This is a genomic window from Morganella sp. TYF_1, assembly GCF_043105645.1.
Lineage (GTDB): Bacteria > Pseudomonadota > Gammaproteobacteria > Enterobacterales > Enterobacteriaceae > Morganella > Morganella morganii_B.
Genome location: NZ_JBICLU010000026.1, coordinates 472,345 through 496,634 on the forward strand (window position 1 = coordinate 472,345; position 24,290 = coordinate 496,634).

20 protein-coding genes are annotated in these 24,290 nt (G+C 52.6%); 13 read left to right on the plus strand and 7 right to left on the minus strand.

The window, feature by feature from the left end; translation table 11 throughout:
• The first annotated feature begins 370 nt into the window (after positions 1-370).
• On the plus strand, positions 371-1,117 hold the full coding sequence (gene phoC, locus ACF8OF_RS15565) for an acid phosphatase PhoC (protein WP_392497096.1): 747 nt from the start codon (positions 371-373) through the stop codon (positions 1,115-1,117).
• Between the two features lie 49 nt (positions 1,118-1,166).
• Here the strand turns inward: phoC and ACF8OF_RS15570 are convergent, their stop codons facing one another.
• Positions 1,167-1,526 carry a hypothetical protein gene (locus tag ACF8OF_RS15570; RefSeq protein WP_262881961.1) on the minus strand — a complete coding sequence of 120 codons (360 nt, stop codon included), beginning with the start codon at positions 1,524-1,526 and terminating at the stop codon, positions 1,167-1,169.
• A gap of 286 nt (positions 1,527-1,812) precedes the next feature.
• Here ACF8OF_RS15570 and ACF8OF_RS15575 point away from each other — a divergent pair, with 286 nt between their 5' ends.
• The 5 genes from ACF8OF_RS15575 to baeR are packed head-to-tail and all read left to right on the plus strand — an operon-like array spanning position 1,813 to position 11,350.
• Positions 1,813-3,030: an MdtA/MuxA family multidrug efflux RND transporter periplasmic adaptor subunit gene (locus ACF8OF_RS15575; protein ID WP_392497097.1), complete on the plus strand. Its 1,218-nt coding sequence runs from the start codon at positions 1,813-1,815 to the stop codon at positions 3,028-3,030.
• Entirely contained in the window at positions 3,030-6,170 is a 3,141-nt protein-coding gene (locus tag ACF8OF_RS15580) for an MdtB/MuxB family multidrug efflux RND transporter permease subunit (protein ID WP_392497098.1), read from the plus strand. The genes ACF8OF_RS15575 and ACF8OF_RS15580 overlap by 1 nt, the downstream gene beginning before the upstream one ends.
• A complete protein-coding gene (gene mdtC / locus ACF8OF_RS15585) occupies positions 6,167-9,259 on the plus strand; it encodes a multidrug efflux RND transporter permease subunit MdtC (RefSeq protein WP_392497099.1) in 3,093 nt (1,030 codons plus the stop codon). Before ACF8OF_RS15580 ends, mdtC begins: the two co-directional genes overlap by 4 nt.
• Entirely contained in the window at positions 9,256-10,626 is a 1,371-nt protein-coding gene (gene baeS / locus ACF8OF_RS15590) for a two-component system sensor histidine kinase BaeS (protein WP_392497100.1), read from the plus strand. The genes mdtC and baeS overlap by 4 nt, the downstream gene beginning before the upstream one ends.
• Before the next feature lie 4 nt (positions 10,627-10,630).
• On the plus strand, positions 10,631-11,350 hold the full coding sequence (gene baeR / locus ACF8OF_RS15595; RefSeq protein WP_262881956.1) for a two-component system response regulator BaeR: 720 nt from the start codon (positions 10,631-10,633) through the stop codon (positions 11,348-11,350).
• A 71-nt stretch (positions 11,351-11,421) separates the two neighbouring features.
• Here baeR and ACF8OF_RS15600 read toward each other — a convergent pair whose 3' ends face one another.
• On the minus strand, positions 11,422-12,183 hold the full coding sequence (locus ACF8OF_RS15600) for a hypothetical protein (RefSeq protein ID WP_392497101.1): 762 nt from the start codon (positions 12,181-12,183) through the stop codon (positions 11,422-11,424).
• 218 nt (positions 12,184-12,401) lie between these two features.
• Here ACF8OF_RS15600 and yegQ point away from each other — a divergent pair, with 218 nt between their 5' ends.
• From yegQ to fbaB, 3 genes are all read left to right on the plus strand, one after another.
• Positions 12,402-13,793 (plus strand): tRNA 5-hydroxyuridine modification protein YegQ, encoded by a 1,392-nt coding sequence (gene yegQ, locus ACF8OF_RS15605; protein ID WP_262859381.1) that lies wholly within the window; start codon positions 12,402-12,404, stop codon positions 13,791-13,793.
• A 242-nt stretch (positions 13,794-14,035) separates the two neighbouring features.
• A complete protein-coding gene (gene yegS, locus ACF8OF_RS15610; protein ID WP_262859382.1) occupies positions 14,036-14,929 on the plus strand; it encodes a lipid kinase YegS in 894 nt (297 codons plus the stop codon).
• 63 nt (positions 14,930-14,992) lie between these two features.
• On the plus strand, positions 14,993-16,042 hold the full coding sequence (fbaB, locus tag ACF8OF_RS15615) for a class I fructose-bisphosphate aldolase (RefSeq protein WP_004235228.1): 1,050 nt from the start codon (positions 14,993-14,995) through the stop codon (positions 16,040-16,042).
• Positions 16,043-16,131: 89 nt separating this feature from the next.
• Here the strand turns inward: fbaB and rluF are convergent, their stop codons facing one another.
• The 3 genes from rluF to cspE form a co-directional block, all read right to left on the minus strand.
• Positions 16,132-17,028: a 23S rRNA pseudouridine(2604) synthase RluF gene (rluF, locus tag ACF8OF_RS15620; protein WP_279796430.1), complete on the minus strand. Its 897-nt coding sequence runs from the start codon at positions 17,026-17,028 to the stop codon at positions 16,132-16,134.
• Positions 17,029-17,076: 48 nt separating this feature from the next.
• Complete coding sequence (thiD, locus tag ACF8OF_RS15625) at positions 17,077-17,874, minus strand: bifunctional hydroxymethylpyrimidine kinase/phosphomethylpyrimidine kinase (protein ID WP_262867688.1); 798 nt, start codon at positions 17,872-17,874, stop codon at positions 17,077-17,079.
• A 222-nt stretch (positions 17,875-18,096) separates the two neighbouring features.
• Positions 18,097-18,306: a transcription antiterminator/RNA stability regulator CspE gene (gene cspE, locus ACF8OF_RS15630; protein WP_004239901.1), complete on the minus strand. Its 210-nt coding sequence runs from the start codon at positions 18,304-18,306 to the stop codon at positions 18,097-18,099.
• 478 nt (positions 18,307-18,784) lie between these two features.
• Here cspE and pagP point away from each other — a divergent pair, with 478 nt between their 5' ends.
• Complete coding sequence (pagP, locus tag ACF8OF_RS15635) at positions 18,785-19,390, plus strand: lipid IV(A) palmitoyltransferase PagP (protein ID WP_275983600.1); 606 nt, start codon at positions 18,785-18,787, stop codon at positions 19,388-19,390.
• Between the two features lie 55 nt (positions 19,391-19,445).
• On the opposite strand, the gene ACF8OF_RS15640 is transcribed toward pagP, so the two are convergent.
• Positions 19,446-20,846 carry an amino acid permease gene (locus tag ACF8OF_RS15640; protein ID WP_262864103.1) on the minus strand — a complete coding sequence of 467 codons (1,401 nt, stop codon included), beginning with the start codon at positions 20,844-20,846 and terminating at the stop codon, positions 19,446-19,448.
• 139 nt (positions 20,847-20,985) lie between these two features.
• Complete coding sequence (locus ACF8OF_RS15645) at positions 20,986-21,132, minus strand: PhoP/PhoQ regulator MgrB (RefSeq protein WP_025154858.1); 147 nt, start codon at positions 21,130-21,132, stop codon at positions 20,986-20,988.
• Positions 21,133-21,339: 207 nt separating this feature from the next.
• On the opposite strand from ACF8OF_RS15645, the gene ACF8OF_RS15650 reads away from it, so the two are divergent.
• The 3 genes from ACF8OF_RS15650 (at position 21,340) to brnQ (ending at position 24,250) form a co-directional block, all read left to right on the plus strand.
• The gene (locus ACF8OF_RS15650) at positions 21,340-21,723 is read left to right on the plus strand and encodes a helix-turn-helix domain-containing protein (protein WP_025154859.1); all 384 of its coding nucleotides are present in this window, start codon (positions 21,340-21,342) and stop codon (positions 21,721-21,723) included.
• Positions 21,724-21,963: 240 nt separating this feature from the next.
• Positions 21,964-22,770, plus strand: coding sequence for a sugar-phosphatase (gene yidA, locus ACF8OF_RS15655; protein ID WP_392497102.1), 807 nt, complete (start codon positions 21,964-21,966; stop codon positions 22,768-22,770).
• A 157-nt stretch (positions 22,771-22,927) separates the two neighbouring features.
• Positions 22,928-24,250, plus strand: coding sequence for a branched-chain amino acid transport system II carrier protein (brnQ, locus tag ACF8OF_RS15660; RefSeq protein ID WP_279796422.1), 1,323 nt, complete (start codon positions 22,928-22,930; stop codon positions 24,248-24,250).
• Positions 24,251-24,290 lie beyond the last annotated feature (40 nt).

Here is a 24,290-nt window from a genome sequence, read left to right on the forward strand (position 1 = left end):
CTTACTCATTGTGAGTATACGCAGTGATACGCAAAGCGGTAGCGGCAACATTTATTGATGGTGAAAGCCGGAGGATCTCATTCATTTTAATTGTTAATAATTTGATGACAGAAGCGAATCCTTATTCTTTATATTTTCTTATAATATCTGTGTGTTATCTTTTTCAATGATATCAAACAGGTCTTATTTGTCAGTTCGTTAACAAAAATTACACTATTTTCATCAAATTATCTGAAAATCACCATCAAAAATACTTACTCATCCGGGATTGTTTCACCACTTTTTTTAAATTAACAATAAGCTGCTTTTTTTCATTCTGCCTGTCAGGCCGGTTCCTGAGTAATACTGGTTTATCTGATAAGGAGATATTATGAAAAAAAATATTATTGCAGGTTGTCTGCTCTCACTGTATTCCCTTTCCGTACCCGCGATCCCGGCGGGCAATGATACCACCACCAATCCGGATTTATATTATCTGAAAAATGAACAGGCTATCGACAGTCTGAAACTGTTACCGCCACCGCCGGAAGTCGGCAGTATTCAGTTTTTAAATGATCAGGCGATGTATGAAAAAACCCGGATACTACGTGATACGGAACGCGGAAAACAAGCGCATACTGATGCCGATCTGGCTGACGGCGGTGTAGCGACCGCATTTTCAGGAGCATTCGGGTATCCGATAACGAAAAAAGACTTACCGGAACTGTATAATCTGCTGACTAATATGATGGGAGATACGGGAGACCTGGCCACCCGCTCCGCCAAAGAGCATTACATGCGCATCCGGCCGTTTGTGTTTTACGGTACAGAAACCTGTAATACCAAAGATCAAAAAGTAATATCAACGAATGGATCTTATCCGTCCGGTCATACCTCTATCGGCTGGGCAACGGCACTGGTGCTGGCGGAAGTGAACCCGGCAAATCAGGATGCGATTCTGGAACGGGGTTATCAGTTCGGACAGAGCCGCGTGATTTGCGGCTATCATTGGCAGAGTGATGTGGATGCCGGGCGGATTGCCGGTTCAGCCGCTGTCGCGACATTACATTCCGACCCGGAATTTCAGGCACAGTTAGCGAAAGCCAAACAGGAATTTGCACAAAAATCACAGAAATAAACGGTGATATCTGGTCAGGGCAGCGCAATATCTGCCCTGATATTCCCTGTTATTCCCACATCCAGCGGTCTTCCCGATCCCAGCCTTTTGTTTTCATGCAGCTGTAGAAATAGCGGTTGCGGCTGTCCTCATTCACATCCATCACATAACTTTCCGTTACCGGGGTCTGCTCTTTGTAGGTTTTGCTGTTACCGCAGTCATCATCCTTTTTGCAGCGTTTCTCCACATCCCGCATCACACTGCGCTGGGCAACTTCATTTTTAACCGGATAACGCTGGTGTGATTCCGGTTCACAGAAGGCATTTGCCTCTGCCCGTGTGTATTCGGATCCGCCCGGCACTTCCACCCAGACAGAAGAACAGCCGGAAAGCAGCAGCGCAGAGATAAGAATAAGCCTGTTTTTCATCATTATGGTGTTTATTATCAGTTCGTTAAGAATGCGTAATATTACTGCACATCATAAATTGAGTAAACCGCGCCGGTAATATTTCCTTAAGGGATGATAAAGCGACTGACATAAAGGCAGACTCCGCTGAAATCACATATATTTACCTGTATCAACGTTATTTTCACAATTCTTCCATTTTTACAATCAGATTTACCAGTACACTATCCCTATCATAATTCAGGCTGTTTTGCGCCCTTACGTGTACCCCGGCAGCACCGGGTAAAAAGGAATGATGAGTAATCCCAAAATGAATAATGTACAAAAGAGAAAGAAACGCACAGGCATTACGATTGCCGTTCTCCTTCTGGGCGCAGCCGGTTACGGCACCTATCATTACTTTCACTCTGCGGCACCGGCTACCCCGCCTGCTGCCGGCAAGCCGGGCGCTTCCGCAGGCAAAAACAGTAACCGTCCCGGCCGCCCGCCGCTGGCACCGGTACAGGTAGCCTACGCCGTTTCGGAGACCATTCCCCGCACCTTGTCAGCACTCGGTACCGTACAGGCAGCAAATTCCGTGACGGTAACCAGCCGCGTGGAAGGCCAGCTGATGCAGATCCATTTTGAGGAAGGACAGAAAGTGAATGCCGGTGATTTACTGTTCACTATCGATCCGCGTCCGTTTGAGATCCAGCTGGCCCAGGCACAGGGACAGCTCGCCAAAGATCAGGCCACGCTCGCCAATGCCCGCCGTGACCTGAGCCGCTATCAGAAACTCGCGGCCACTAATGTGATTTCACAACAGGAGCTGGATACCCAGCAGGCAACCGTCAAATCGGCAGAAGCCGGTATTAAGGTGGATCAGGCGGCTATCGACAGCGCGAAACTGCAACTGACCTACAGTCGTATCACCGCGCCTATCAGCGGAAAAATGGGTCTGCGTCAGGTGGATACCGGCAACTTTATTACTGCCGGAACCGCCATGCCGCTGGTGGTGATCAACCAGACCGCACCTGCCGATGTACTGTTTACCGTTCCGGAAAATGATATCCCGCTGATCCGCATGGCGCAGCACACCCTGCCGGTACTTACCGTCACCGCACTGAGCAAAGATAACAGCATCCGCCTGGCACAGGGCAAACTGCTGACACTGGATAACCAGATAGATGCCGCCACCGGCACAGTCAAAGCCAAAGCGCGGTTTACCAATGATGATGACCTGCTGTTCCCGAACCAGTTTGTCAATGTACTGCTGCAGGTCGGGCAGCTGGAAAATGCCGTGGTGATCCCGAATGCCGCACTGCAGATGGGCACCGAAGGCAACTATGTCTGGCTTCTGGAAGCCGGAAATAAAGTCCGCAAACAGATTGTGGATGTGGAATTACAGACCCCGGAGCGCGTGGTGATCAAAAGCGGCGTCAGCGCCGGTGATACCCTGGTGACTGACGGAATCGACCGCCTGACTGACGGCGCACAGGTGGACGTCGTGTCCGGTGAAAAAAAAGCCGCAGCCGGAGATAAGGCCTGATGTCCGGACATAATCCTGAAACCCGTGCAGGCGGCCCGTCCCGTCTGTTTATTCTGCGTCCGGTCGCCACCAGCCTGTTTATGCTGGCGATCCTGCTGGCAGGGATTGTCGGCTACCGCATGCTGCCGGTCTCGTCGCTGCCGGAAGTGGATTACCCGACTATCCGCGTCGTCACGCTCTATCCCGGCGCGAGTCCGGATGTGATGACCTCCGCCGTGACCGCACCGCTGGAGCGTCAGTTCGGGCAGATGTCCGGACTGAAACAGATGTCGTCGCAAAGCTCGGGCGGTGCCTCTGTGATTACCCTGATGTTCCAGCTCTCCCTGCCGCTTGATGTGGCGGTGCAGGAAGTGCAGGCATCCATCAACGCGGCAACCAATCTGCTGCCGAATGACCTGCCTTATCCGCCGATTTACAGCAAAGTGAACCCGGCAGATCCGCCGGTACTGACCCTTGCCGTCACCTCCGATGCCATGCCGATGACACGGTTACAGGACATGGTGGAAAACCGTATCGCCCAGAAAATCTCCCAGGTGGAAGGCGTCGGTCTGGTGACGCTGGCGGGCGGTCAGCGCCCTGCTGTGCGGGTGCAGTTAAATGCCAATGCGGTTGCCGCTTACGGGCTGGACAGTGAAACTATCCGCACCGCGATTAACAACGCCAACGTCAACTCCGCCAAAGGGAGCCTTGACGGCCCGGCGCGATCGGTAACGCTGTCCGCCAACGACCAGATGAAATCGGCGGAAGATTATCAGAACCTGATTGTCAGCTACAAAAACAATGCGCCAATCCGCCTGCGGGATGTGGCAACTGTGCAGGAAGGGCCGGAAAACACCCAGCTGGGTGCCTGGGTTAATGATAAACAGGCCATTGTCATCAATGTGCAGCGCCAGCCCGGCGCGAACGTAATTGCCACCACCGATACCATCCGGGCTCTGATCCCGGAACTGGTGGAAACGCTGCCGGAATCCGTGACTGTGACGGTTCTGACTGACCGGACAGATGCAATCCGCGCCTCAGTCAAAGATGTGCAGTTTGAATTATTCTTAGCTATTGCGCTGGTGATCATGGTGATGTACCTGTTCCTGCGCAATATGGCTGCGACGCTGATCCCCGGCGTGGCGGTACCACTCTCGCTGGTCGGTACGTTCGCGGTGATGTATTTCTGCGGCTTTTCCGTTAATAACCTGACACTGATGGCACTGACTATCGCCACCGGATTTGTGGTGGATGATGCAATTGTGGTGGTGGAAAATATCGCCCGCTATCTGGAAAAAGGCGACAAACCGCTGACCGCTGCCCTGAAAGGTGCCGGTGAGATTGGCTTTACCATTATCTCACTGACCTTCTCGCTGATTGCCGTGTTAATCCCTCTGTTATTTATGGGGGATATTGTCGGTCGCCTGTTCCGTGAGTTTGCCATCACCCTTGCGGTGGCGATCCTGATTTCCGGTATCGTGTCACTGACACTGACACCGATGATGTGCGCCCGGTTCCTGAAACCGGAATCTGCTCACCGCCATAACCGCTTTAACCGCGCCACCGAACGCTTTTTTGAGCGGGTGATTGCCGGTTACGGTCGCTGGCTGACGTGGGTGCTGCGCCACCAATGGCTGACACTCGGCGTTGCGTTCAGTACCATGGCGCTCACCGTCATCCTCTATCTGTTTATTCCGAAAGGCTTTTTCCCGATCCAGGATAACGGACTGATTCAGGGAACGCTGGAAGCCCCGCAGTCCGTGTCGTTTCAGGCTATGAGTAAGAAACAACAGGCGATCAGCCGTCTGCTGGCGGATGACCCGGCGGTCGCCAATATCGCTGCCTTTGCCGGTATCGACGGCAGCAACGCCACACTGAACACCGGACGCCTGCAAATCACTCTGAAACCGCTGTCTGAGCGGGCTGATCGCGCGGAAGCTATCATCACGCGGTTACAGGAAAAGGCCGATACCCTGCCCGGCGTGAAACTGTATCTCCAGCCGTCCCAGGATCTGACTATCGATACCCAGACCTCCCGCACCCAGTATCAGTTTACCTTACAGGCGAATTCCCTTGAGGAACTGGATCTGTGGGTGCCGCGTCTGATGACGGAATTAGAGCGCAGTGATGCCCTGACCGACACCGGTAATGACTGGCAGAATAAAGGGCTGGTGGCCTATATCGATATTGACCGCGATACCGCATCACGGCTGGGGCTGACCATGACCAACATTGATAACGCACTGTATAATGCGTTCGGTCAGCGTCTTATCTCCACAATTTATACCCAGGCCAGCCAGTACCGCGTGGTGCTGGAAAATAACACCGCGCTGACACCGGGCGCGGATGCGCTCAGCAGTATCCGTCTGACCAACAAAGACGGCAATTCGGTGCCGTTGTCAGCCTTTGCCACTGTCTCGCAGCGCTTCGGGCCGCTGGCGATCAATCATCTGGCGCAGTTCCCGTCCGCCACTTTCTCCTTTAATATCCCGGCGGACGGTTCGCTGGAAGCGGCTGTTAATGCGGTGAAATCAGCGGAGCAGCGTATCGGCCTGCCGAAAGATATCACCACCCAATTCCAGGGCGCGACTCTCGCCTTTGAAAATGCCCTGTCCAATACCCTGTGGCTGATCCTCGCCGCTGTGGTGGCGATGTATATTGTACTCGGCATTCTGTATGAAAGTTTTATTCACCCGATTACTATCCTCTCCACCCTGCCCACTGCCGGGGTCGGTGCGCTGCTGGCGCTGATGATGGCGGGCAATGAGCTGGATGTGATTGCGATTATCGGTATTATTCTGCTGATCGGGATTGTGAAGAAAAACGCCATTATGATGATTGACTTCGCCCTCGCCGCAGAACGCGAACAGGGGCTGTCGCCGTATGATGCGATCTATCAGGCGTGTCTTCTGCGTTTCCGCCCGATCCTGATGACCACCATGGCTGCGCTGTTTGGTGCGGTGCCGCTGATGCTCAGTACCGGGGTCGGTGCCGAGCTGCGCCAGCCACTGGGGGTCTGTATGGTCGGCGGGCTGATTATGAGCCAGATCCTGACCCTCTTTACCACCCCGGTGATTTACCTGCTGTTTGACCGCCTGTCTCACTGGCGCGATAACGCCCGGTTTACCCCGGAAAGTGATAACACAGGAGCCTCATCATGAGGCTGTTCGCCCTGTTTATCGCCCGCCCGGTGGCGACGACGCTGATAAGCCTCGCCATCACCCTGTGCGGGGCGATCAGCTTCCTGTTCCTGCCGGTGGCACCGCTGCCGCAGGTGGATTATCCGGTGATTAATGTCACCGCCTCACTGCCGGGTGCCTCGCCGGAAACCATGGCCTCCTCTGTCGCCACGCCGCTGGAGCGCTCACTCGGGCAGATAGCCGGGGTATCAGAAATGACATCCTCCAGCTCCCTCGGCAGTACCAGTATCACCCTGGAATTTGAGCTTAACCGCGATATCAACGGTGCCGCACGGGATGTGCAGGCGGCACTCAACGCCGCGCAGAACCTGCTGCCGTCCGGGATGCCGTCACGCCCCCGTTACTATAAATCCAACCCGTCCGATGCACCGATTATGATCCTGACGCTGACATCGGACACCCTCGATACCGGCAAACTCTATGATATCGCCTCCACCCGGCTGGCACAGCGCCTGTCGCAGATTGAAGGCGTGAGTGAGGTTTCAGTCGGCGGCGGCTCGCTGCCTGCTGTGCGTGTGGAGCTTAATCCGTCACAGCTGTTTAACCAGGGCGTTTCCCTCGACAGCGTGCGCAAAGCAATTACCGATGCCAACGTACTGCGTCCGCAGGGATCGCTGTCTGACAATGAACGCCGCTGGCAGATTGACAGTAACAGTGAACTGAAAACGGCGGAGGATTATCGTCCGCTGATTGTGCATTACAATGACGGCGCGGCGGTACGCCTGGCCGATGTTGCCACCGTGAAAGACTCGGTACAAAACGTCCGCGCTGCCGGAATGAGCAACGGCAAACCTGCGATCCTGCTGGTGATCCGCCGTGAAGCCGGTGCCAATATTATCGCCACCGTGGCCCGTATCCGCGAACAGCTGCCGGTATTACAGGATGCCATTCCCGCCAGTGTGGATTTGCAGGTCGCGCAGGATCGCACGCCGACCATCCGCGCCTCACTGACCGAAGTGGAACGCGCACTGACCATTGCGGTGGGGCTGGTGATCCTGGTGGTATTCCTGTTTCTGCGCTCCGGACGCGCCACCATTATCCCGGCGCTGGCGGTGCCGGTTTCGCTTATCGGCACCTTCAGTGCCATGTATTTGTGCGGCTTCAGCCTCAATAACCTGTCACTGATGGCCCTGACCGTCGCCACCGGCTTTGTGGTGGATGACGCAATTGTGGTGCTGGAAAATATCGCCCGTCATATTGAAAACGGACTGAAACCGAAAGAAGCCGCCCTCAAAGGGGTCAGCGAAGTCGGGTTTACCGTGCTTTCCATGAGCATCTCCCTGGTGGCGGTGTTTATCCCGCTGCTGCTGATGGATGGCCTGGTCGGGCGGTTGTTCCGCGAATTTGCCATCACCCTGACCACCGCCATTGCTATCTCGCTGGTGATCTCCCTGACACTCACTCCGATGCTCTGCGCACATCTGCTGAAAAATCGTGCGGCACCGGCACGGGAGCGCAAACGCGGCGCGGGCCGGATCCTGTTCCGCATCCAGCAATGGTACGGGCGCAGCCTGACCGTGGTACTGGCACACAGCCGCTGGGTGCTGCTGATTTTCACCGGCACCATTGCTCTCGCGGTCTGGCTCTATATCTCTGTACCAAAAACCTTTTTCCCGGATCAGGATACCGGGCGACTGCTGGGTTTTGTCCGCGCTGACCAGAGCATTTCGTTCCAGTCGATGGAGCAGAAAATGCGCACCTTTATGCAGCGCATTCACAGTGATAAAGATGTTGCCAGTGTCACCGGCTTTACCGGCGGCGGGCGGGTAAACAGCGGGTTTATGTTTATCTCACTCAATCCGCTGGATGAGCGGACAGACAGCGCCCAGGATGTGATCAACCGGCTGCGTATCACCCTCGCGGATGAACCGGGTGCCAATCTGTTCCTGATCCCGGTACAGGATGTGCGGGCAGGCGGACGTCAGTCCAACTCCAGTTATCAGTATTCCCTGCTGGCGGATGATTTATCCCTGCTGCGCGAATGGGAGCCGAAAATCCGCAAAGCCCTCGGCGAACTGCCGCAGCTGACCGATGTCAACTCGGATAAAGAAGATAAAGGCGCGGAAATGGCGCTGACCTATGATCGTGATGTGATGGCGCAGCTCGGGATCAGTGTTAATGATGCCAATAACCTGCTGAATAACGCCTTCGGTCAGCGGCAGATCTCCACCATTTATGAACCGCTGAACCAGTATAAAGTAGTGATGGAAGTCGCGCCGCAATATACACAGGATGTCAGCGCGCTGGACAAAATGTTTGTCATCAATAAAGAGGGACAACCGGTTCCGCTGGCGTATTTCGCACAATGGCGTCCGGCGAATGCACCGCTGAGTGTTAACCATCAGGGATTGTCAGCGGCCTCGACCGTCGGTTTTAACGTGGCGGAAGGCTATTCCCTGTCAGATGCCGTGGCGGCGGTAGAGCGCACCATGGTGGAGCTGGGTGTGCCGTCCGGGGTGCGCGGTACCTTTGCCGGAACCGCACAGCTGTTCCAGGAGACATTACAGTCTCAGGTGCTGCTGATTATCGCTGCCATTATCACGGTGTATCTGGTGCTCGGCATGCTGTATGAGAGCTTTATTCATCCGCTGACCATCTTATCCACCCTGCCCTCCGCGGGGGTCGGCGCACTGCTGGCGCTGCGCTTCTTTGATACGCCGTTCAGCCTGATCGCGCTGATAGGAATAATGCTGCTGATCGGGATTGTGAAGAAAAACGCCATTATTATGGTGGACTTCGCCATTGCTGCCCAGCGCGGCGGGCAAAGTGCGCGGGATGCCATTTTCCAGGCTTGCCTTCTGCGCTTCCGTCCGATCCTGATGACCACCCTGGCCGCCCTGTTCGGTGCGCTGCCGCTGGCACTCGGCAGCGGAGACGGCGCGGAACTGCGCCAGCCGCTCGGGATAACCGTGGTCGGCGGGTTGCTGGTCAGCCAGATCCTGACACTCTATACCACGCCGGTGATTTACCTGTTCTTTGACCGGCTGCGCCGCAAAAAAACCGGTGGATCCGCCGGACAATCCGTTCTCAGTACGGAGGAAAATGCATGAAAACCGGCATAGGCCACAAACTGTTTCTTGCCATTTTTGCCACCTGTATGCTGGTGGTGCTGACGATGCATCTGGCTATCCGTTTCAGTTTTGAACAGGGCTTTCTCGGCTATCTTCAGCGCTCCGCCGAAGACCGGACGGAGATGATCGCCGATGTTGTCGCTGAACAATATGCCGATTACGGCAGCTGGTATTTTCTGCGCAATAATCAGCGCGGTTTTATGCAGGCACTGCGGGCGCTGGATACCGACCGCCATATGCAGCATATGGAACGCGGGTGGAAAATGCGCTTCTGGCTGCTGGATGAGGATGACCGACGCCTGTTCGGACACGGTCCGGTACCACCCGGCGAGCTCTACCGCAAACCGGTCAAATATAACGGTAATATCGTCGGCTGGGTGGTGATGCCGGCAGATGACAAGATCAACCGGGCCGCCGACCAAAGCTTTTCACATCAGCAGGCACGTACCAGCTGGATAGTCTCGGCGCTGGTGCTGCTGGTCACTCTGGTGGTCACCTGGCTGCTGACGCGCGGCTTCCTGCGTCCGGTCAAACGGCTGGCGGAAGGCACACACCAGCTGGCAGCAGGTAACTTCAGCAGCCGCGTGCCGGTTCACGGCAAAGATGAAATTGCCCGGCTGGCTGATGATTTTAATCAGCTCGCCTCCACACTGGAAAAAAATGAGCTGATGCGCCGCGATTATATGGCGGATGTCTCACACGAGCTGCGTACCCCGCTGGCGGTGTTACAGGGTGAGCTCGAAGCCCTTCAGGACGGAATACGTCAGCCGACACCGGAAACACTGGCGTCTTTGCTGGCGGAAGTGCAGACGCTGACAAAACTGGTCAGTGACCTGCATCAGCTTTCATTATCTGATCGCGGCTCACTCTCTTACCGCAAAGAATTATGTAACCTGACCGATGTGATCAGCCGTTCCATCGGTGTATTCCGCCACCGGTTACAGGAAAAAAATATCGCTGTTACGGCAGAACTGCCGGACACCCTGATGGTTTTCGGGGATGACGCGCGGCTCGGTCAGCTGTTCCATAATCTGCTGGAAAACAGCCTGCGCTATACCGACAGCGGCGGACAGATTGTGGTACGCGGGCAGCAGGATGAAACACAGATCCGGATTGACTGGTCAGACAGTGCGCCGGGGCTGACCGACGCACAGTTTTCACAGATTTTTGAACGTTTCTACCGCAGCGAATCCTCCCGCAACCGGGCCAGCGGCGGATCCGGACTCGGCCTTGCTATTTGTGATAAAATCGCGGAAGCACATCACGGGCAGATAAGTGCATCAGCGTCCCCGCTCGGCGGCGTGACCATCACCCTGATCCTGCCCCGCCTGACTGACAGGAGTTGACTGCATGGAACAACATGCTGAATTGATCCTTATTGTGGAAGATGAGCCGAAACTGGCTCAGTTACTGACAGATTATCTGCACGCAGCCCATTACCGTACGCACTGGCTGGCACGCGGCGGTGAAGTGACGGCCTGGGTGCAGGAGAACAGACCGGATCTGATTTTACTGGATCTGATGCTGCCGGAGAAAGACGGCCTGACACTCTGCCGGGAAATCCGTCAGTTCAGTGATGTGCCCGTCATGATGGTCACGGCCAAAACCGAAGAGATTGACCGTCTGCTCGGGCTGGAAATCGGGGCGGATGATTATGTCTGCAAGCCTTACAGCCCGCGTGAGGTTGTGGCGCGGATCAAAACCATTCTGCGCCGTTGTCAGCGCAGTAACGATACCGCAGAGGATAAACGTGACACCCTGATTATTGATGAGGTGAATTATCAGGTGCGTTTCGGGGCACAGAGTCTGGATCTCACCCAGGTTGAATTCCGTCTGCTGCGCACCATGGTGTCACAGCCGGGGACGGTACTGTCACGCAACCAGCTGCTGGATAATCTGTATGACGATTACCGCGTGGTGACAGATCGCACGATTGACAGCCATATCAAAAATCTGCGCCGTAAGCTCGGGCTGCTGGACAGTGACCGAGATTTTATTCATTCTGTTTACGGACTGGGTTACCGCTGGGAAGGTGGCCCGGCGGAGATTATTGCCGCCACGATTATCTGAATCTGACTGAGGTGAGATGTAAAAAACGGCGGACACTGACGTGACCGCCGTTTTTTATTTACGGTCCCGGATTACTGTATCAGCGTGGAACGTTCCAGCCGTGCGAGGATTTTATCCAGCGTGTTATTTTCATCTTCTGCCAGATCGGATTTGGCAATACGGAAGACGCGGTTCAGTTCGCCGGTCTTAATATGCAGTTTCAGCACCGAGCGGCTGTTTGTCATCACGGTGAAAGCACTCAGCGGCGCTTCATAGCAGACCGCATACTGCCCCGGGGTAAACAGCAGGTTATCGCCGACAATTGCCAGCATCGGATAATACTGGATACGCCGTGCGTTAATCAGCAGGACAATACTCATAGCAACCATGATCCCGCCGATATCCATCCCCATCACCAGCAGTACCACACCGATCGCGCCGTACAGCATCACCATATTGATCTGGCGCTGTTTATTGAATTTCAGCAGTACCTCAAACGGCAGTTGTGCCAGTTTCGGTACTGTTTTCAGTGAACGGTAGATCACACGGTTGTAGTCGTAGAGGTAACCGACGATAAAGATAAAGCCCAGCGGAATAAAAATAATACCGCCGATCATGGCGAAAACCAGACCCGCTTTCGGCTGGTTACGCAAAAATGCCAGGCTGAGCAGCTGAGCTGCTATCCCGCCGGTCATCAGAATTTTCACGTACGGTAAGACTTCAATCAGTTGCTGCATCTGATAATCCAGTTCATCCCGGTACTGCTCAAGTGCCGCCGGAATATAGGAGATAATCCCCAGGAAAACCAGGTTAAGAACCAGACCGATCCAGACTGCAATATGACGTTTTTCCATGTATCCACGCTGTAACAGACTATAGTAAATGATAACGCAGCGGAGATTTTCCGCCGCGTCACTGAATTTAACGAAACTATATCAAATCGTTATCCGATATTCATGCCATTTTCAGTAATTCATTTGATACCGGGCGGATGACGCGCTAGAATCCAACGCCTTGATTACGCCTCCCCCTCCGGGGAAGGTTCTGACTTGAACTCAGATCGGAATACATTATGTTCACACCCGAATTACTCTCTCCGGCAGGCTCGCTGAAGAATATGCGCTATGCGTTCGCCTATGGTGCGGATGCCGTCTATGCCGGACAGCCGCGTTACAGCCTGCGTGTCCGTAACAACGAATTTAACCACGAAAACCTCGCCAAAGGCATTCAGGAAGCCCACGAACTGGGTAAAAAATTCTATGTCGTGGTCAATATCGCCCCGCATAACGCCAAACTGAAAACGTTTATCCGTGACCTGGAACCGGTGATCGCCATGGGGCCGGACGCACTGATTATGTCTGACCCCGGTCTGATCATGATGGTGCGCGAGCATTTCCCGCAAATGGACATTCATTTATCCGTTCAGGCCAACGCCGTAAACTGGGCAACCGTCAAATTCTGGCATCAGATGGGACTGACCCGGGTGATCCTCTCCCGTGAACTGTCACTCGATGAAATCGCCGATATCCGCAAAAATGTGCCGGATATGGAACTGGAAGTCTTTGTCCACGGCGCACTGTGCATGGCCTACTCCGGCCGCTGCCTGCTTTCCGGTTACATTAACAAACGTGACCCTAACCAGGGCACCTGCACCAATGCCTGCCGCTGGGAATATAAAGTGGAAGAAGGCAAAGAAGATGTGGTCGGCAATATTGTCCACAAGCAGGAACCTATCCCGGTGAAAAATATTGAGCCGACTCTCGGCGTTGGCGCACCGACTGACAAAGTGTTCCTGATTGAGGAAGCACAGCGTCCGGGGGAATATATGACCGCGTTCGAAGATGAGCACGGTACCTATATTATGAACTCCAAAGATCTGCGGGCTATCGAGCATGTCGAAAAACTGACACAGATGGGCGTTCACTCCCTGAAAATTGAAGGCCGCACCAAATCCTTCTATTACTGCGCCCGTACCGCCCAGGTTTACCGCCGCGCCATTGATGACGCCGTTGCCGGAAAACCATTTGACCCGTCTCTGCTGACCACGCTGGAAGGCCTGGCACACCGCGGTTATACCGAAGGGTTCCTGCGCCGTCATACTCATGACGCTTATCAGACTTATGAGTACGGTTATTCCGTTTCTGATTCCCAGCAGTTTGTCGGCGAGTTTACCGGCAACCGCGTGAACGGCCTCGCTGAAGTGGATGTCAAAAACAAATTCTCCGTCGGCGACAGCCTGGAACTGATGACCCCGAACGGCAATATCAGCTTTATCCTCGATGCCATGAATAACCGCAAAGGGGAAGCCACCGATGTCGCGCCGGGTAACGGTCATATCGTCTATCTGCCGGTACCGGATGACGTGAACCTGGAATTTGCCTTGCTGATCCGTAATTTACCGGGCACCAGCACCCGTAATCCGCATATGCCGGAATTTACCGATGCTGCGGTCACAAACGGGTAAAATTCTGAATTTTCGAATCCGATCACAACAATCACTTTGGTTATTTCGTAGTATCGGACAAGAAAATGAAGAACTAAAACGCAACATGTAATACCAGGAACCACCTCCTTGGTTGGCTCAATCTCCCTTGAGCCAACCTTTTCTTTTTGTGCCCTTCCCTTTTTTTCCCCTGCCATTTTTCCGAGCGTAAACCGTCTGTGTTTGTTATCTTTAAAAGACGTAATCTGAACACGGAGTCTGGTATGGCGGAAACGCATATAGTGGTTCTTAACGGAAAACGCGCCGGTGATGACGGTATTCGTCAGGCTGTCCGGCACTTACGGGAAAGCGGAGAAGACATTCAGGTGCGGGTGACATGGGAACCGGAAGATATTCCCCGCTTTGTCCGCGAAGCCCGTCAGCTGAAAGCCGCCACCGTGATTGCCGCCGGAGGCGACGGTACGATTAATGCCGTGTGCAGTGCTCTGATGACCTATCCGGCTGAAAAACGCCCTGTTCTCGGTATTCTGCCGCTCGGCACCGCCAATGATTTTGCCACCGCAGCCGGCATACCGGCAGATAAAACCAAAGCCCTGCTACTGGCCGCCAGGGGCAGCGCGGTCGCCATTGATATCGGCTGTATCAATGAATCTCATTATTTCATCAATATGGCCACCGGCGGATTCGGCCCGAAAATTACCACAGATACCCCGGAAGCCCTGAAAAGTACCTTCGGCGGTGCCGCGTATTTTCTCCACGGCCTGACACGCAGCGATTTGCTGAAAGCGGACCACTGCACGATCAGCTGTGATGATTTTCACTGGCAGGATGACGCGCTGGTGATTGGTGTCGGCAACGGCTGCCAGGCGGGCGGCGGGCATAAACTGTGCCCGGATGCGCGGATCAACGATGGTCTGCTTAACCTCAGTATTCTGCCGGAACGCAACTGGCCGCGCTCACTCTGGAACAGCCTCTTTAATGAGGGTGAAGCGGAAGGCGTTATCATGAAGCGCAGCACACGGATCACTATCAGCGCGGCACATGAGATGGTGTTTAATCTCGACGGCGAACCGCTGACAGGTCAGCAATTCACCGTTTCCGTGCTGCCTGAAGCGATCCAGTGCCGGTTACCGCCACACTGCGGGTTGTTATCTTAAACACAATCCACGACAATCCGTGACAATTTTATAACACGCTACAGGAATCGGAGTTTATATACCATGACTGATATCGTTAAGTTGTTAGGCAATGATGCATCATCTCTTCTTGAACATACCTGCACCACCATTCCCAAAGACAATCTTTATCTGCCGGGCGATGACTTTGTCACCCGTGTGATGATTGATAATAACCGGCCGAATACCGTGCTGCGTTCCATGCAGTCGCTGTTTAATCACGGTCGTCTGGCGGGAACCGGTTACCTCTCCATTCTGCCGGTGGATCAGGGCGTTGAGCACTCTGCGGCGGCCTCTTTTGCCGCTAACCCGCTCTATTTTGATCCGAAAAACATTGTCGAGCTGGCTATCGAGGCAGGCTGTAACTGCGTGGCATCCACTTACGGCGTACTGGCTTCTGTTGCCCGCCGCTATGCACACCGCATCCCGTTCCTTGTCAAAATCAACCACAATGAAACCCTGAGCCTGCCTGCGCAGTATGATCAGACACTGTACGCCAGTGTTGAGCAGGCTTTCGAAATGGGTGCAGTGGCAGTCGGGGCAACGATTTATTTCGGTTCACCGGAATCCCGCCGTCAGATAGAGGAAATCTCTGCGGCCTTTGAACGCGCCCATGAACTGGGCATGGTGACGGTACTGTGGGCCTACCTGCGCAACCCGGCCTTCAAAAAAGACGGGGTGGATTATCACGCCAGCGCGGATTTAACCGGCCAGGCAAACCACCTTGCGGCGACAATCGGTGCGGATATCGTCAAACAGAAAATGGCGGAAAATAACGGCGGCTTTAAAGCTATCGGCTTCAGCCATACTGATGAGCGTGTTTACAGCACGCTGACCACGGATAACCCGATTGATCTGGTCCGTTATCAGCTGGCGAACTGCTATATGGGCCGTGCGGGGCTGATTAACTCCGGTGGTGCATCCGGTAATAATGACCTCGCGGATGCGGTCCGTACTGCGGTGATCAACAAACGTGCCGGGGGTATGGGGCTGATCCTCGGCCGTAAAGCCTTTAAGAAATCGATGAAAGACGGGGTGGCACTGATTAATGCGGTGCAGGATGTGTATCTCGATAAGAAAGTGACGATTGCTTAAATGCAGAACAGGCCGGATAACCGGCCTGATTTTTTTGTGTTCCCTGTTTGTTCCGGGGAGCTGCAGATTACTTTTCAGCAGACAGATAATTATCGTTTCTTCTTCTTCCGCCCTGCCTGAGCAAAACGCTGGCGGTTATTATCATTACCGCTTTCTTTCTTCTTCTGCTGTTTGTCTGACCCCGGATAAACCGGCGGAGCGACTTTAATTTTATTATCGCGCTTCTGTGGTTTTGCAGCCGGCTTTTTAACTTTTTTATCTTCAGAGGAGGATTTTTCAATCGCATCAAAGAGTTCGACCAGCTCATCATCCGTTAAATCACGCCATTCGCCCACCGGGATCCCGGTCAGGCTGATATTCATGATGCGGACGCGCTCGAGTTTCGTCACTTCATAGCCGAAATGTTCACACATGCGGCGGATTTGACGGTTCAGCCCCTGAATCAGCGTGATGCGGAAAACAAACGGCGCTTCCTGCTTCACTTTACATTTTTTGGTGACCGTACCGAGGATCGGCACACCCGCGCCCATACCACGGATAAAATCATCGGTGATCGGTTTATTGACCGTCACCACATACTCTTTCTGGTGATCGTTACCGGCACGCAGAATTTTGTTGACCAGATCGCCGTGGTTAGTCAGGAAAATCAATCCCTGAGAATCTTTATCCAGGCGACCGATAGGGAAGATACGGGTGCTGTGATTGACGAAATCGACTATATTGTCTTTCTCGCCGTCATCGGTGGTGCTGACAATGCCCACCGGTTTATTAAGGGCAATCAGCACCAGATCATCCTGCTCCCGCGCCTCAATCAGCTGACCATTGACTTTAACCACATCACCCGGCATCACCTGTGAGCCGATAGCCGCACGTTTGCCGTTGATCAGGACCAATCCCTGCTCAATGTAGCGGTCCGCATCCCGGCGGGAGCAGATGCCGCTTTCGCTGATGTATTTATTAAGACGCACAGATGAACCCGTTTCCATATCTTCCCCCCTGAAAAGCGCGCAATATACACCAATTATCGTGCGATATCACCACCACTGATAAAAATGGTGAACCGGACCATGTCCGTGGCCTACTTCAAGGCTGTCTGCCGCCGCCAGCGCCCCGTGCAGATACTGTTTTGCCGCCTCCGTGGTTTCCGCCCAGTCCGCACACTGCGGACGCAATGCCGCCATTGCCGCAGATAATGTGCAGCCGGTGCCGTGGCTGTTTTTAGTCGGAATACGGGTTGAGGTAAAGCGGTGACGGCCTTCCGGCAGAAACAGCCAGTCAGGGCTTTCAGCGTTATCCAGATGACCGCCTTTCAGCAATACGGCGTTTGCCCCGGCGGCCATTAGTGCCTCGCCCTGCTGCTGCATCATTTTTTCATCTGTGGCGGCAGCCGTTTTCAGTAATGCCGCCGCTTCGGGCAGATTGGGGGTGATAATCGAAACGTGAGGTAATAATTCAGAGATCAGTAAATCAACCGCTTCGGCTTTCAGCAACGGATCGCCGCTTTTCGCCAGCATAACCGTGTCCAGCACCACATACGGCACAGGATACTGACGCAATTTCTCAGCCACGGTGCGGATCACACCGCCGTCAGACAACATACCGATCTTGGCGCTGTCAATTCTGACGTCCGTCAGGACCGCATCCAGTTGTGCTGCGACAAATTCCGGCGGGACAGAATGAACAGAATTCACGCCACAGGTATTTTGTGCCACCAGCGCTGTCATTACCGTGGTGCCGTAAACGCCCAGTGCGGAAAAGGTTTTTAAATCTGCCTGAATACCCGCGCCGCCGCTCGGATCCGTTCCTGCAATGGTTAATGCGTTGATTCTCACCCTGATATCTCCTGTTTGCTGAACCACTCTGTATAGTGAATTATACGCATCCGCTGACAGGAAACCACCGCAGAACAGGCAATAAAAAACCCCATGCCGCAAGGGCACAGGGTCTGAATTTGCGTCAGTGATATACACTCGTTGTTGAAACGGCTATCAGGCTGTCGCGTTAACCACGCTGGTAAAACCAACTATCAGAGGCAGTATTGCTGCCGGCGATAATTATGCTTTAGTGACGTTGGCAGCAGCAGGGCCTTTAGGACCATCCTGCACTTCAAATTCAACTTGTTGGCCTTCAGCAAGTGTTTTGAAACCATCGGTCATGATTGCAGAGAAGTGTACGAACACGTCTTTGCTGCCATCAGCCGGAGTGATGAAACCAAAACCTTTTGATTCGTTAAACCACTTAACGGTGCCTTTAAGTTTAGCCATTGATAAAATTCCTATCCTACAAATTTGCCGATAACCGGCGTATACAAACTAGTCGTTACTGCTTAAAAAACAGAAGCGTACCTCGTTTACCCATTTGAGTTATCACATAGGACAGGTCGGAAATCAAGCGATTTTTTCAGCGGGAAGATCTGGTGCACATATTTAGAAATATTAATAACATGTTCCGGTAACGTTATACGCAAATTTGATAACCGCTTGTGTTTAAACATATAAAGAAATTACAACTTTGTGTCTTTTCTGCAAGAACGATAAGCTGCCTTACTTCATTATTTCCGTGCTAAGAATCTGCCGGGTACCGGGGTCCGTTGATATTTTGTTTAGATTTAAACCGGACAGGCAGTATAAAAATAATATGAAATATATGTTATTATTATTGTTATCTATTAATTACAATCTTTTGTTATGAGCAGAATAATCGTTTTAGGATAAATGATTATTGTCACACCAGGAGTCATTCATGAAGCTTTCTTTAAGCACAATCAGCGCCCTGACGCTTACCTCCCTGCTGATGGCCGGACAGCCCGCAGCAGCACAGGAGCAGGACACATCAAAGAGTGACAGCGTCACAAATGATACAGCAGCTTCAGAAGGACTGTGGGGAACATTTAAACGCAATGTCACCAACGTCTGGCAGTCAGACCAGTATGATTTATATGTTCCGTTCTGGACATGGCATAACCGTCTGACCTACGACAAAGAAAAAACAGATAAATACAATGAAAAGCCGTGGGGTGCAGGGTTCGGCAAATCCTACTATGATGAGGATAACGACTGGCACAGTCTGTACGCCATGGCGTTTAAGGATTCACACAATAAATGGGAGCCGATTGTCGGTTACGGGTTCCAGAAGATGTGGATGCCGCAGGGACAGGACGGTTTCAAAGCCGGTGTCGGCTTTACCATTGGTGTGACTGCGCGGGATGACTATCACTATATCCCGATCCCGGTACCGCTGCCGCTGGCATCGGTGGAATATAACCGCCTGGCGATTCAGGCCACTTATATTCCGGGCACGTACAATAACGGTAACGTCCTGTTTATGTGGGCCCGCTGGCAGTTTTAAGTATTCCTGAACATAAAAAACCGGGGATTTTTCCCCGGTTTTTTATTATCTGCAGTTATGCTTTCGCGGCACGGCGGCGTTCATAATAGCGGTATGTCAGCCACAGGAAGCCAATCCAGAACGGCAGCAGGATCACTGATATCCGTAACGGCTCCATCAGCGCGATCAGCACCAGGATAAAGGCCAGGAACGCAAGACAGATATAGTTGCCCCACGGATACCACAGTGCCTTAAAGAACGGCTCCACGCCCTCTTTTATCTTCGCCTGACGGAATTTCAGGTTAGAGATACAAATCATGATCCAGTTAATCACCAGCGTGGTGACTACCAGCGACATCAGCAGCGAGAATGCTTCTTTCGGCAGCAGGTAGTTGATCAGGATCCCCACGGAGGTGACCAGGCCGGACAGCATAATCGAGTTCACCGGCACCCCGCGCGGGCTGATACGCTGCAGGAAGGATGGTGCATTGCCCTGCCGGGCCAGGCTGTAGAGCATGCGGCTGTTGCTGTAAACACCACTGTTGTAAACAGAAAGCGCCGCAGTCAGTACCACCACGTTCAGCGCATGAGCAATCCACAGGTTAATATTGCCCTGCACAGAATCCGCGGCACCAAAAGCATGGCCGATTTCACGGAAGATCAGCACAAACGGACTGACGTTCTCGACAATGTTTGTCCACGGATAGAGAGAAAGGATAACGGTAATGGAACCGATATAGAAAATCAGGATACGGTAAACCACCTGATTGATGGCTTTCGGAATGCTGTAACGCGGGTTTTCCGCTTCCGCTGCCGCCAGACCGACCAGTTCGAGGCCGCCGAAGGAGAACATGATAATCGCCATTGCGAAAAGCAGACCGCTCCAGCCATGCGGCATAAATCCGCCGAGCTCCCAGAGGTTAGTGACAGAAGCCTGCGGGCCGCCGTTACCGCTGATCAGCAGATAAGCACCAAAGGCAATCATGCCGAGAATGGCCACCACTTTGATCATGGCAAACCAGAATTCAGTTTCTCCGTAAACCTTGACGTTCACCAGATTAACCAGGTTTATCAGCACAAAGAAAACTGCCGCAGAGATCCAGGTCGGAACATCCCACCAGAACTTGATATACTCGCCAACCGCCGTCAGTTCCGCCATGCCGACCAGGACAAACATCGCCCAGTAGTTCCAGCCGGATAAAAAGCCGGCAAAACCACACCAGTATTTATGGGCAAAATGGCTGAATGACCCGCTCACCGGCTCTTCCGCCACCATTTCGCCAAGCTGGCGCATGATCAGAAACGCAATAAACCCGGCGACTGCATAACCGAGCAGGACAGAAGGCCCCGCCATCTGAATCGTTGTGGCTGTTCCCAGAAACAGCCCCGTACCCACAGCACCACCCAATGCGATAAGCTGTATGTGTCTGTTTTTTAATCCGCGCTTGAGCGTCTGCTCCTGCTGTACTTCTGACATTAGATCCTCTGTAACGGCTATATTATTATTCTGCGTCGTGCATCACTGCATCCTGAAAAGTTTAAGCCCGTTATTAAAACATCATTTTGCTGCCTTGAATACCGTTAGCAACAAGATAATCAGAGGGAAAAGGCAAAACTCAGCCCTTGTCTGACGGAATAAATTTCGTAATCTCACAGATTCCCAGCATAAAATCCTCACGCTGATCGCAGTACTTATCGAGCGCCGCAATATAAAAAAATACACCGGCAACAATCAGCAGCAGGATAATTATGATTTTTTTCATGTTTCGCCTATTTTCATCTGAATTATACCCGTTCACAAGATTTCGTTACATTCCGGTATCGTCACATACTTTAGCGGAATGAGTGTGCTGTTTCACAAAAAAATTCATTTCATCAGCAGGAAGCGCATAAACAGATAACACCCTGTTTTGTCATAATGAAATAAACTTGTATACTTGGAAAACCCTGAAACTGAGCCGAAATCATCAATGCCGCAAGATAATCATGTCGCACTTGTGTGCGCACTTAGCAAATGGATAGAAAACCACACGGGTCGTGTCATCCACCTCGAAGAACTGGCTGCCTATTCCGGGTACTCGCTCTGGCATATGCAGAAGATCTTCAAAGAAGTTGCCGGTATCTCGCTCGGCAAATACATCCGTCAGCGCCGTCTGGCCGGTGCGGTTAACGCCCTGCGCCAGAGTGAACAGACTATCTTTGATATCGCCCTTGATTTCGGTTTCGGGTCACAATCTCATTTCACCTATATGTTCCGCAAAGAATATAACATCACCCCTTACGACTACCGCCAAAACCCGGATATCATCCTGGATATCAAAGAGCCGTGGCATTTCACTCACGACTGTAACTAAGGCAACTTAAACAATTAATAACAAAATTATATTTAGCCATATGATTTCAACTATCCCATTCCGCATTCGGAGCGGCAGGAGAAATTCCTGCCACAGCACAATATACGGCGTATTCAGCTGTTTTTGATGAATAACGGCAATCTTATCGCACAACAGGCGACTTTATTGACATCCCCCCCGAATGGCGGCATAACATTTTAACTGTCTGTTATTTTGTTGCCGCTGTTTTCAGGAGCCTGCATGTCCGTAAAACTTATCGCCATTGACCTCGATGGCACCCTGCTTAACTCTCACCATCAGATTACCCCCGCTGTCAGTGCTGCTGTCACCCGCGCAAAAGAGAAAGGTCTTCATATCATCCTGACGTCCGGCCGCCCGTTTAACGGCATTCTGCCCTATCTCAGAGAATTAGGGCTGGATCAGGCCGGTTATTACTGTATCAGTAACAACGGTGCGGTGATTCATGATGCTGAAACCGGCGAACCGGTGATTGAAACGCTGATGGATTTTGAGGATTACCGTTATTTTGAAGCGCTCGCCCGCGACATAAACGTACATTTCCACGTGCTGAGTAACGGCGAAATGTTCACCACAAACCGGGATATCAGCCACTATACTCTGATGGATGCTTATCTGACACAAACACAACTGTACTACTGCCCGCTGGCGGAAATGAGCAGCGAAATGCAATTCAGCAAGTTTATGATGGTTGATAACCCGGTGCGTCTGAGTGAAGCCGCCGGGTATATCCCGCAGGTCTCCTTTGACAGCTACAATATTCTGCGGACGGCGCCGCATTTTGTGGAGATTTCGGCCAAAAATGCCACCAAAGGGCGTGCCGTTGCACTGGTCACTGAAAAACTGGGGCTGACACTGGACAAAGTCATGTGTATCGGCGATCAGAACAATGATATTTCCATGCTGGAGTACGCCGGAGTGGGTGTCGCTATGGGTAACGCCGCTGACCACATCAAGCAAAAATCCGGATATGTGACAACCTCCAATGATGAGGATGGTGTGGCAGCAGCCATAGAAAAGTTTGTGTGACCGGGATTATATTTTTTCAAATTCCCCTAATCAGGGAATTTGTTCCGTTTACTCTTCAGCGTCTTTTAATCAACCTGTATTTTGTTACTATTTTGACGGTTTCATTTAAAAAATAACTAAATCACAGTATTTAATTTTAACATGTACAGGTTGTTTTATGTTTTCAACAAAAGACATGCTCGTTCTCGGGATGATGGTTTTTGCGCTTTTCCTGGGTGCGGGCAATATCATTTTTCCGCCGATGGCGGGTTATCACTCGGGTACTGACTGGTTCAGTACCTCCCTCGGATTTATCGTCACCGGCGTCGTTCTGCCGTTTCTCACCCTGATTACTGTTGCGGTCAAAGGCCGTGGTGAGCGGCTTTCTGTCGATCTGCCGCGCTGGGTTTCGGTGACATTCTGGGTGGCGCTCTATCTGATCCTCGGCTCAACATTCGCCATGCCGCGTGTCACCAACACCGCGTATGAACTGGGTTTTCTGCCGCTCGGTTTTGTTGAGAAAAGCACCGCCAGCCATCTGATTTTTGCCTTTGTGTTTAACTTCGTTTCCCTGTTTTTTATGCTTAAACAGGGAACGATGATCAGTGCCATCGGTAAGTTTATGACCCCGGCGCTGCTGTTCCTGCTGGTCGCTGTGGGGATCGCCGTAGTGCGCACACCGCTGTCACCGATTAATGAACCGATCAATCAGTATGTGGATTTTGCGTTCTTCTCCGGCATCGTTGATGGTTATCAGACCATGGATGTGCTGTCGGCAATGGCATTCGGCGGTATTGTTGCCCGAGCCCTGGCATCACGCGGGATCACCTCACCGCAGGAAGTGGTGGTTATCACTATCAAAGCCGGACTGATTGCGGTCGGCCTGCTGGCTGCACTCTACATCTGTCTGTTTTATTTGGGTGCAACCAGTGATGCGGTTTCACAGACAGCCACCAACGGCGGACAGATTTTCTCCCGTTATGTCGATGCCCTTTACGGCGCGCTCGGTACCTGGCTGATGTGCGGTATCGTACTGCTCGCCAGTATGACCACCTTTGTCGGCGTGACCAGTGCCTGTGCGGATTTCTTCGCGACATTCAACCCGCGCCTGGACTACCGTTTCTGGGTGGTGGTATCCACACTGCTGACCACCATTGTCTCCACCTTCGGTCTGGATACGCTGCTGCGCGTCACCATTCCGGTGCTGCTGCTGATTTATCCGACCACCGTTGCGCTGGTGTTCCTGCAGTTTGCGCGCCGTAAAATGCGTAACCCGCGCTTTACCTACGGCTTTACTGTCGCGGTGCTGGTGGTGATGAGTGCGTTCGACACCCTGAATAACATCGGTCTGCTCAGTGAAAATGTGCTGGCGGTATTACACCGGATGCCGCTGTTTAAAGAAGGGATCGGCTGGTTACTGCCGGGCGTGATTGCCTTTATCATCTCGTTTGTTGCCGGCAATATGAGACCGGCAAAACCGCAGCCGGATGTGACTGCGTAAACACACAAAAGCCCGGTCATCTGACCGGGCTTTTTTTCGT

Bases quoted from the DNA above. Each gene is read 5' to 3' on its own strand.
- mdtC (WP_392497099.1), top strand. From the start codon at position 6,167: ATGAGGCTGTTCGCCCTGTTTATCGCCCGCCCGGTGGCGACGACGCTG.
- yegQ (WP_262859381.1), top strand. From the start codon at position 12,402: ATGTTCACACCCGAATTACTCTCTCCGGCAGGCTCGCTGAAGAATATG.
- ACF8OF_RS15600 (WP_392497101.1), bottom strand. From the start codon at position 12,183: ATGGAAAAACGTCATATTGCAGTCTGGATCGGTCTGGTTCTTAACCTG.
- cspE (WP_004239901.1), bottom strand. From the start codon at position 18,306: ATGGCTAAACTTAAAGGCACCGTTAAGTGGTTTAACGAATCAAAAGGT.
- yidA (WP_392497102.1), top strand. From the start codon at position 21,964: ATGTCCGTAAAACTTATCGCCATTGACCTCGATGGCACCCTGCTTAAC.
- rluF (WP_279796430.1), bottom strand. From the start codon at position 17,028: ATGGAAACGGGTTCATCTGTGCGTCTTAATAAATACATCAGCGAAAGC.
- baeS (WP_392497100.1), top strand. From the start codon at position 9,256: ATGAAAACCGGCATAGGCCACAAACTGTTTCTTGCCATTTTTGCCACC.
- pagP (WP_275983600.1), top strand. From the start codon at position 18,785: ATGAAGCTTTCTTTAAGCACAATCAGCGCCCTGACGCTTACCTCCCTG.
- ACF8OF_RS15570 (WP_262881961.1), bottom strand. From the start codon at position 1,526: ATGATGAAAAACAGGCTTATTCTTATCTCTGCGCTGCTGCTTTCCGGC.
- ACF8OF_RS15640 (WP_262864103.1), bottom strand. From the start codon at position 20,846: ATGTCAGAAGTACAGCAGGAGCAGACGCTCAAGCGCGGATTAAAAAAC.
- ACF8OF_RS15650 (WP_025154859.1), top strand. From the start codon at position 21,340: ATGCCGCAAGATAATCATGTCGCACTTGTGTGCGCACTTAGCAAATGG.
- ACF8OF_RS15645 (WP_025154858.1), bottom strand. From the start codon at position 21,132: ATGAAAAAAATCATAATTATCCTGCTGCTGATTGTTGCCGGTGTATTT.
- ACF8OF_RS15575 (WP_392497097.1), top strand. From the start codon at position 1,813: ATGAATAATGTACAAAAGAGAAAGAAACGCACAGGCATTACGATTGCC.
- baeR (WP_262881956.1), top strand. From the start codon at position 10,631: ATGGAACAACATGCTGAATTGATCCTTATTGTGGAAGATGAGCCGAAA.
- brnQ (WP_279796422.1), top strand. From the start codon at position 22,928: ATGTTTTCAACAAAAGACATGCTCGTTCTCGGGATGATGGTTTTTGCG.
- fbaB (WP_004235228.1), top strand. From the start codon at position 14,993: ATGACTGATATCGTTAAGTTGTTAGGCAATGATGCATCATCTCTTCTT.
- phoC (WP_392497096.1), top strand. From the start codon at position 371: ATGAAAAAAAATATTATTGCAGGTTGTCTGCTCTCACTGTATTCCCTT.
- yegS (WP_262859382.1), top strand. From the start codon at position 14,036: ATGGCGGAAACGCATATAGTGGTTCTTAACGGAAAACGCGCCGGTGAT.
- ACF8OF_RS15580 (WP_392497098.1), top strand. From the start codon at position 3,030: ATGTCCGGACATAATCCTGAAACCCGTGCAGGCGGCCCGTCCCGTCTG.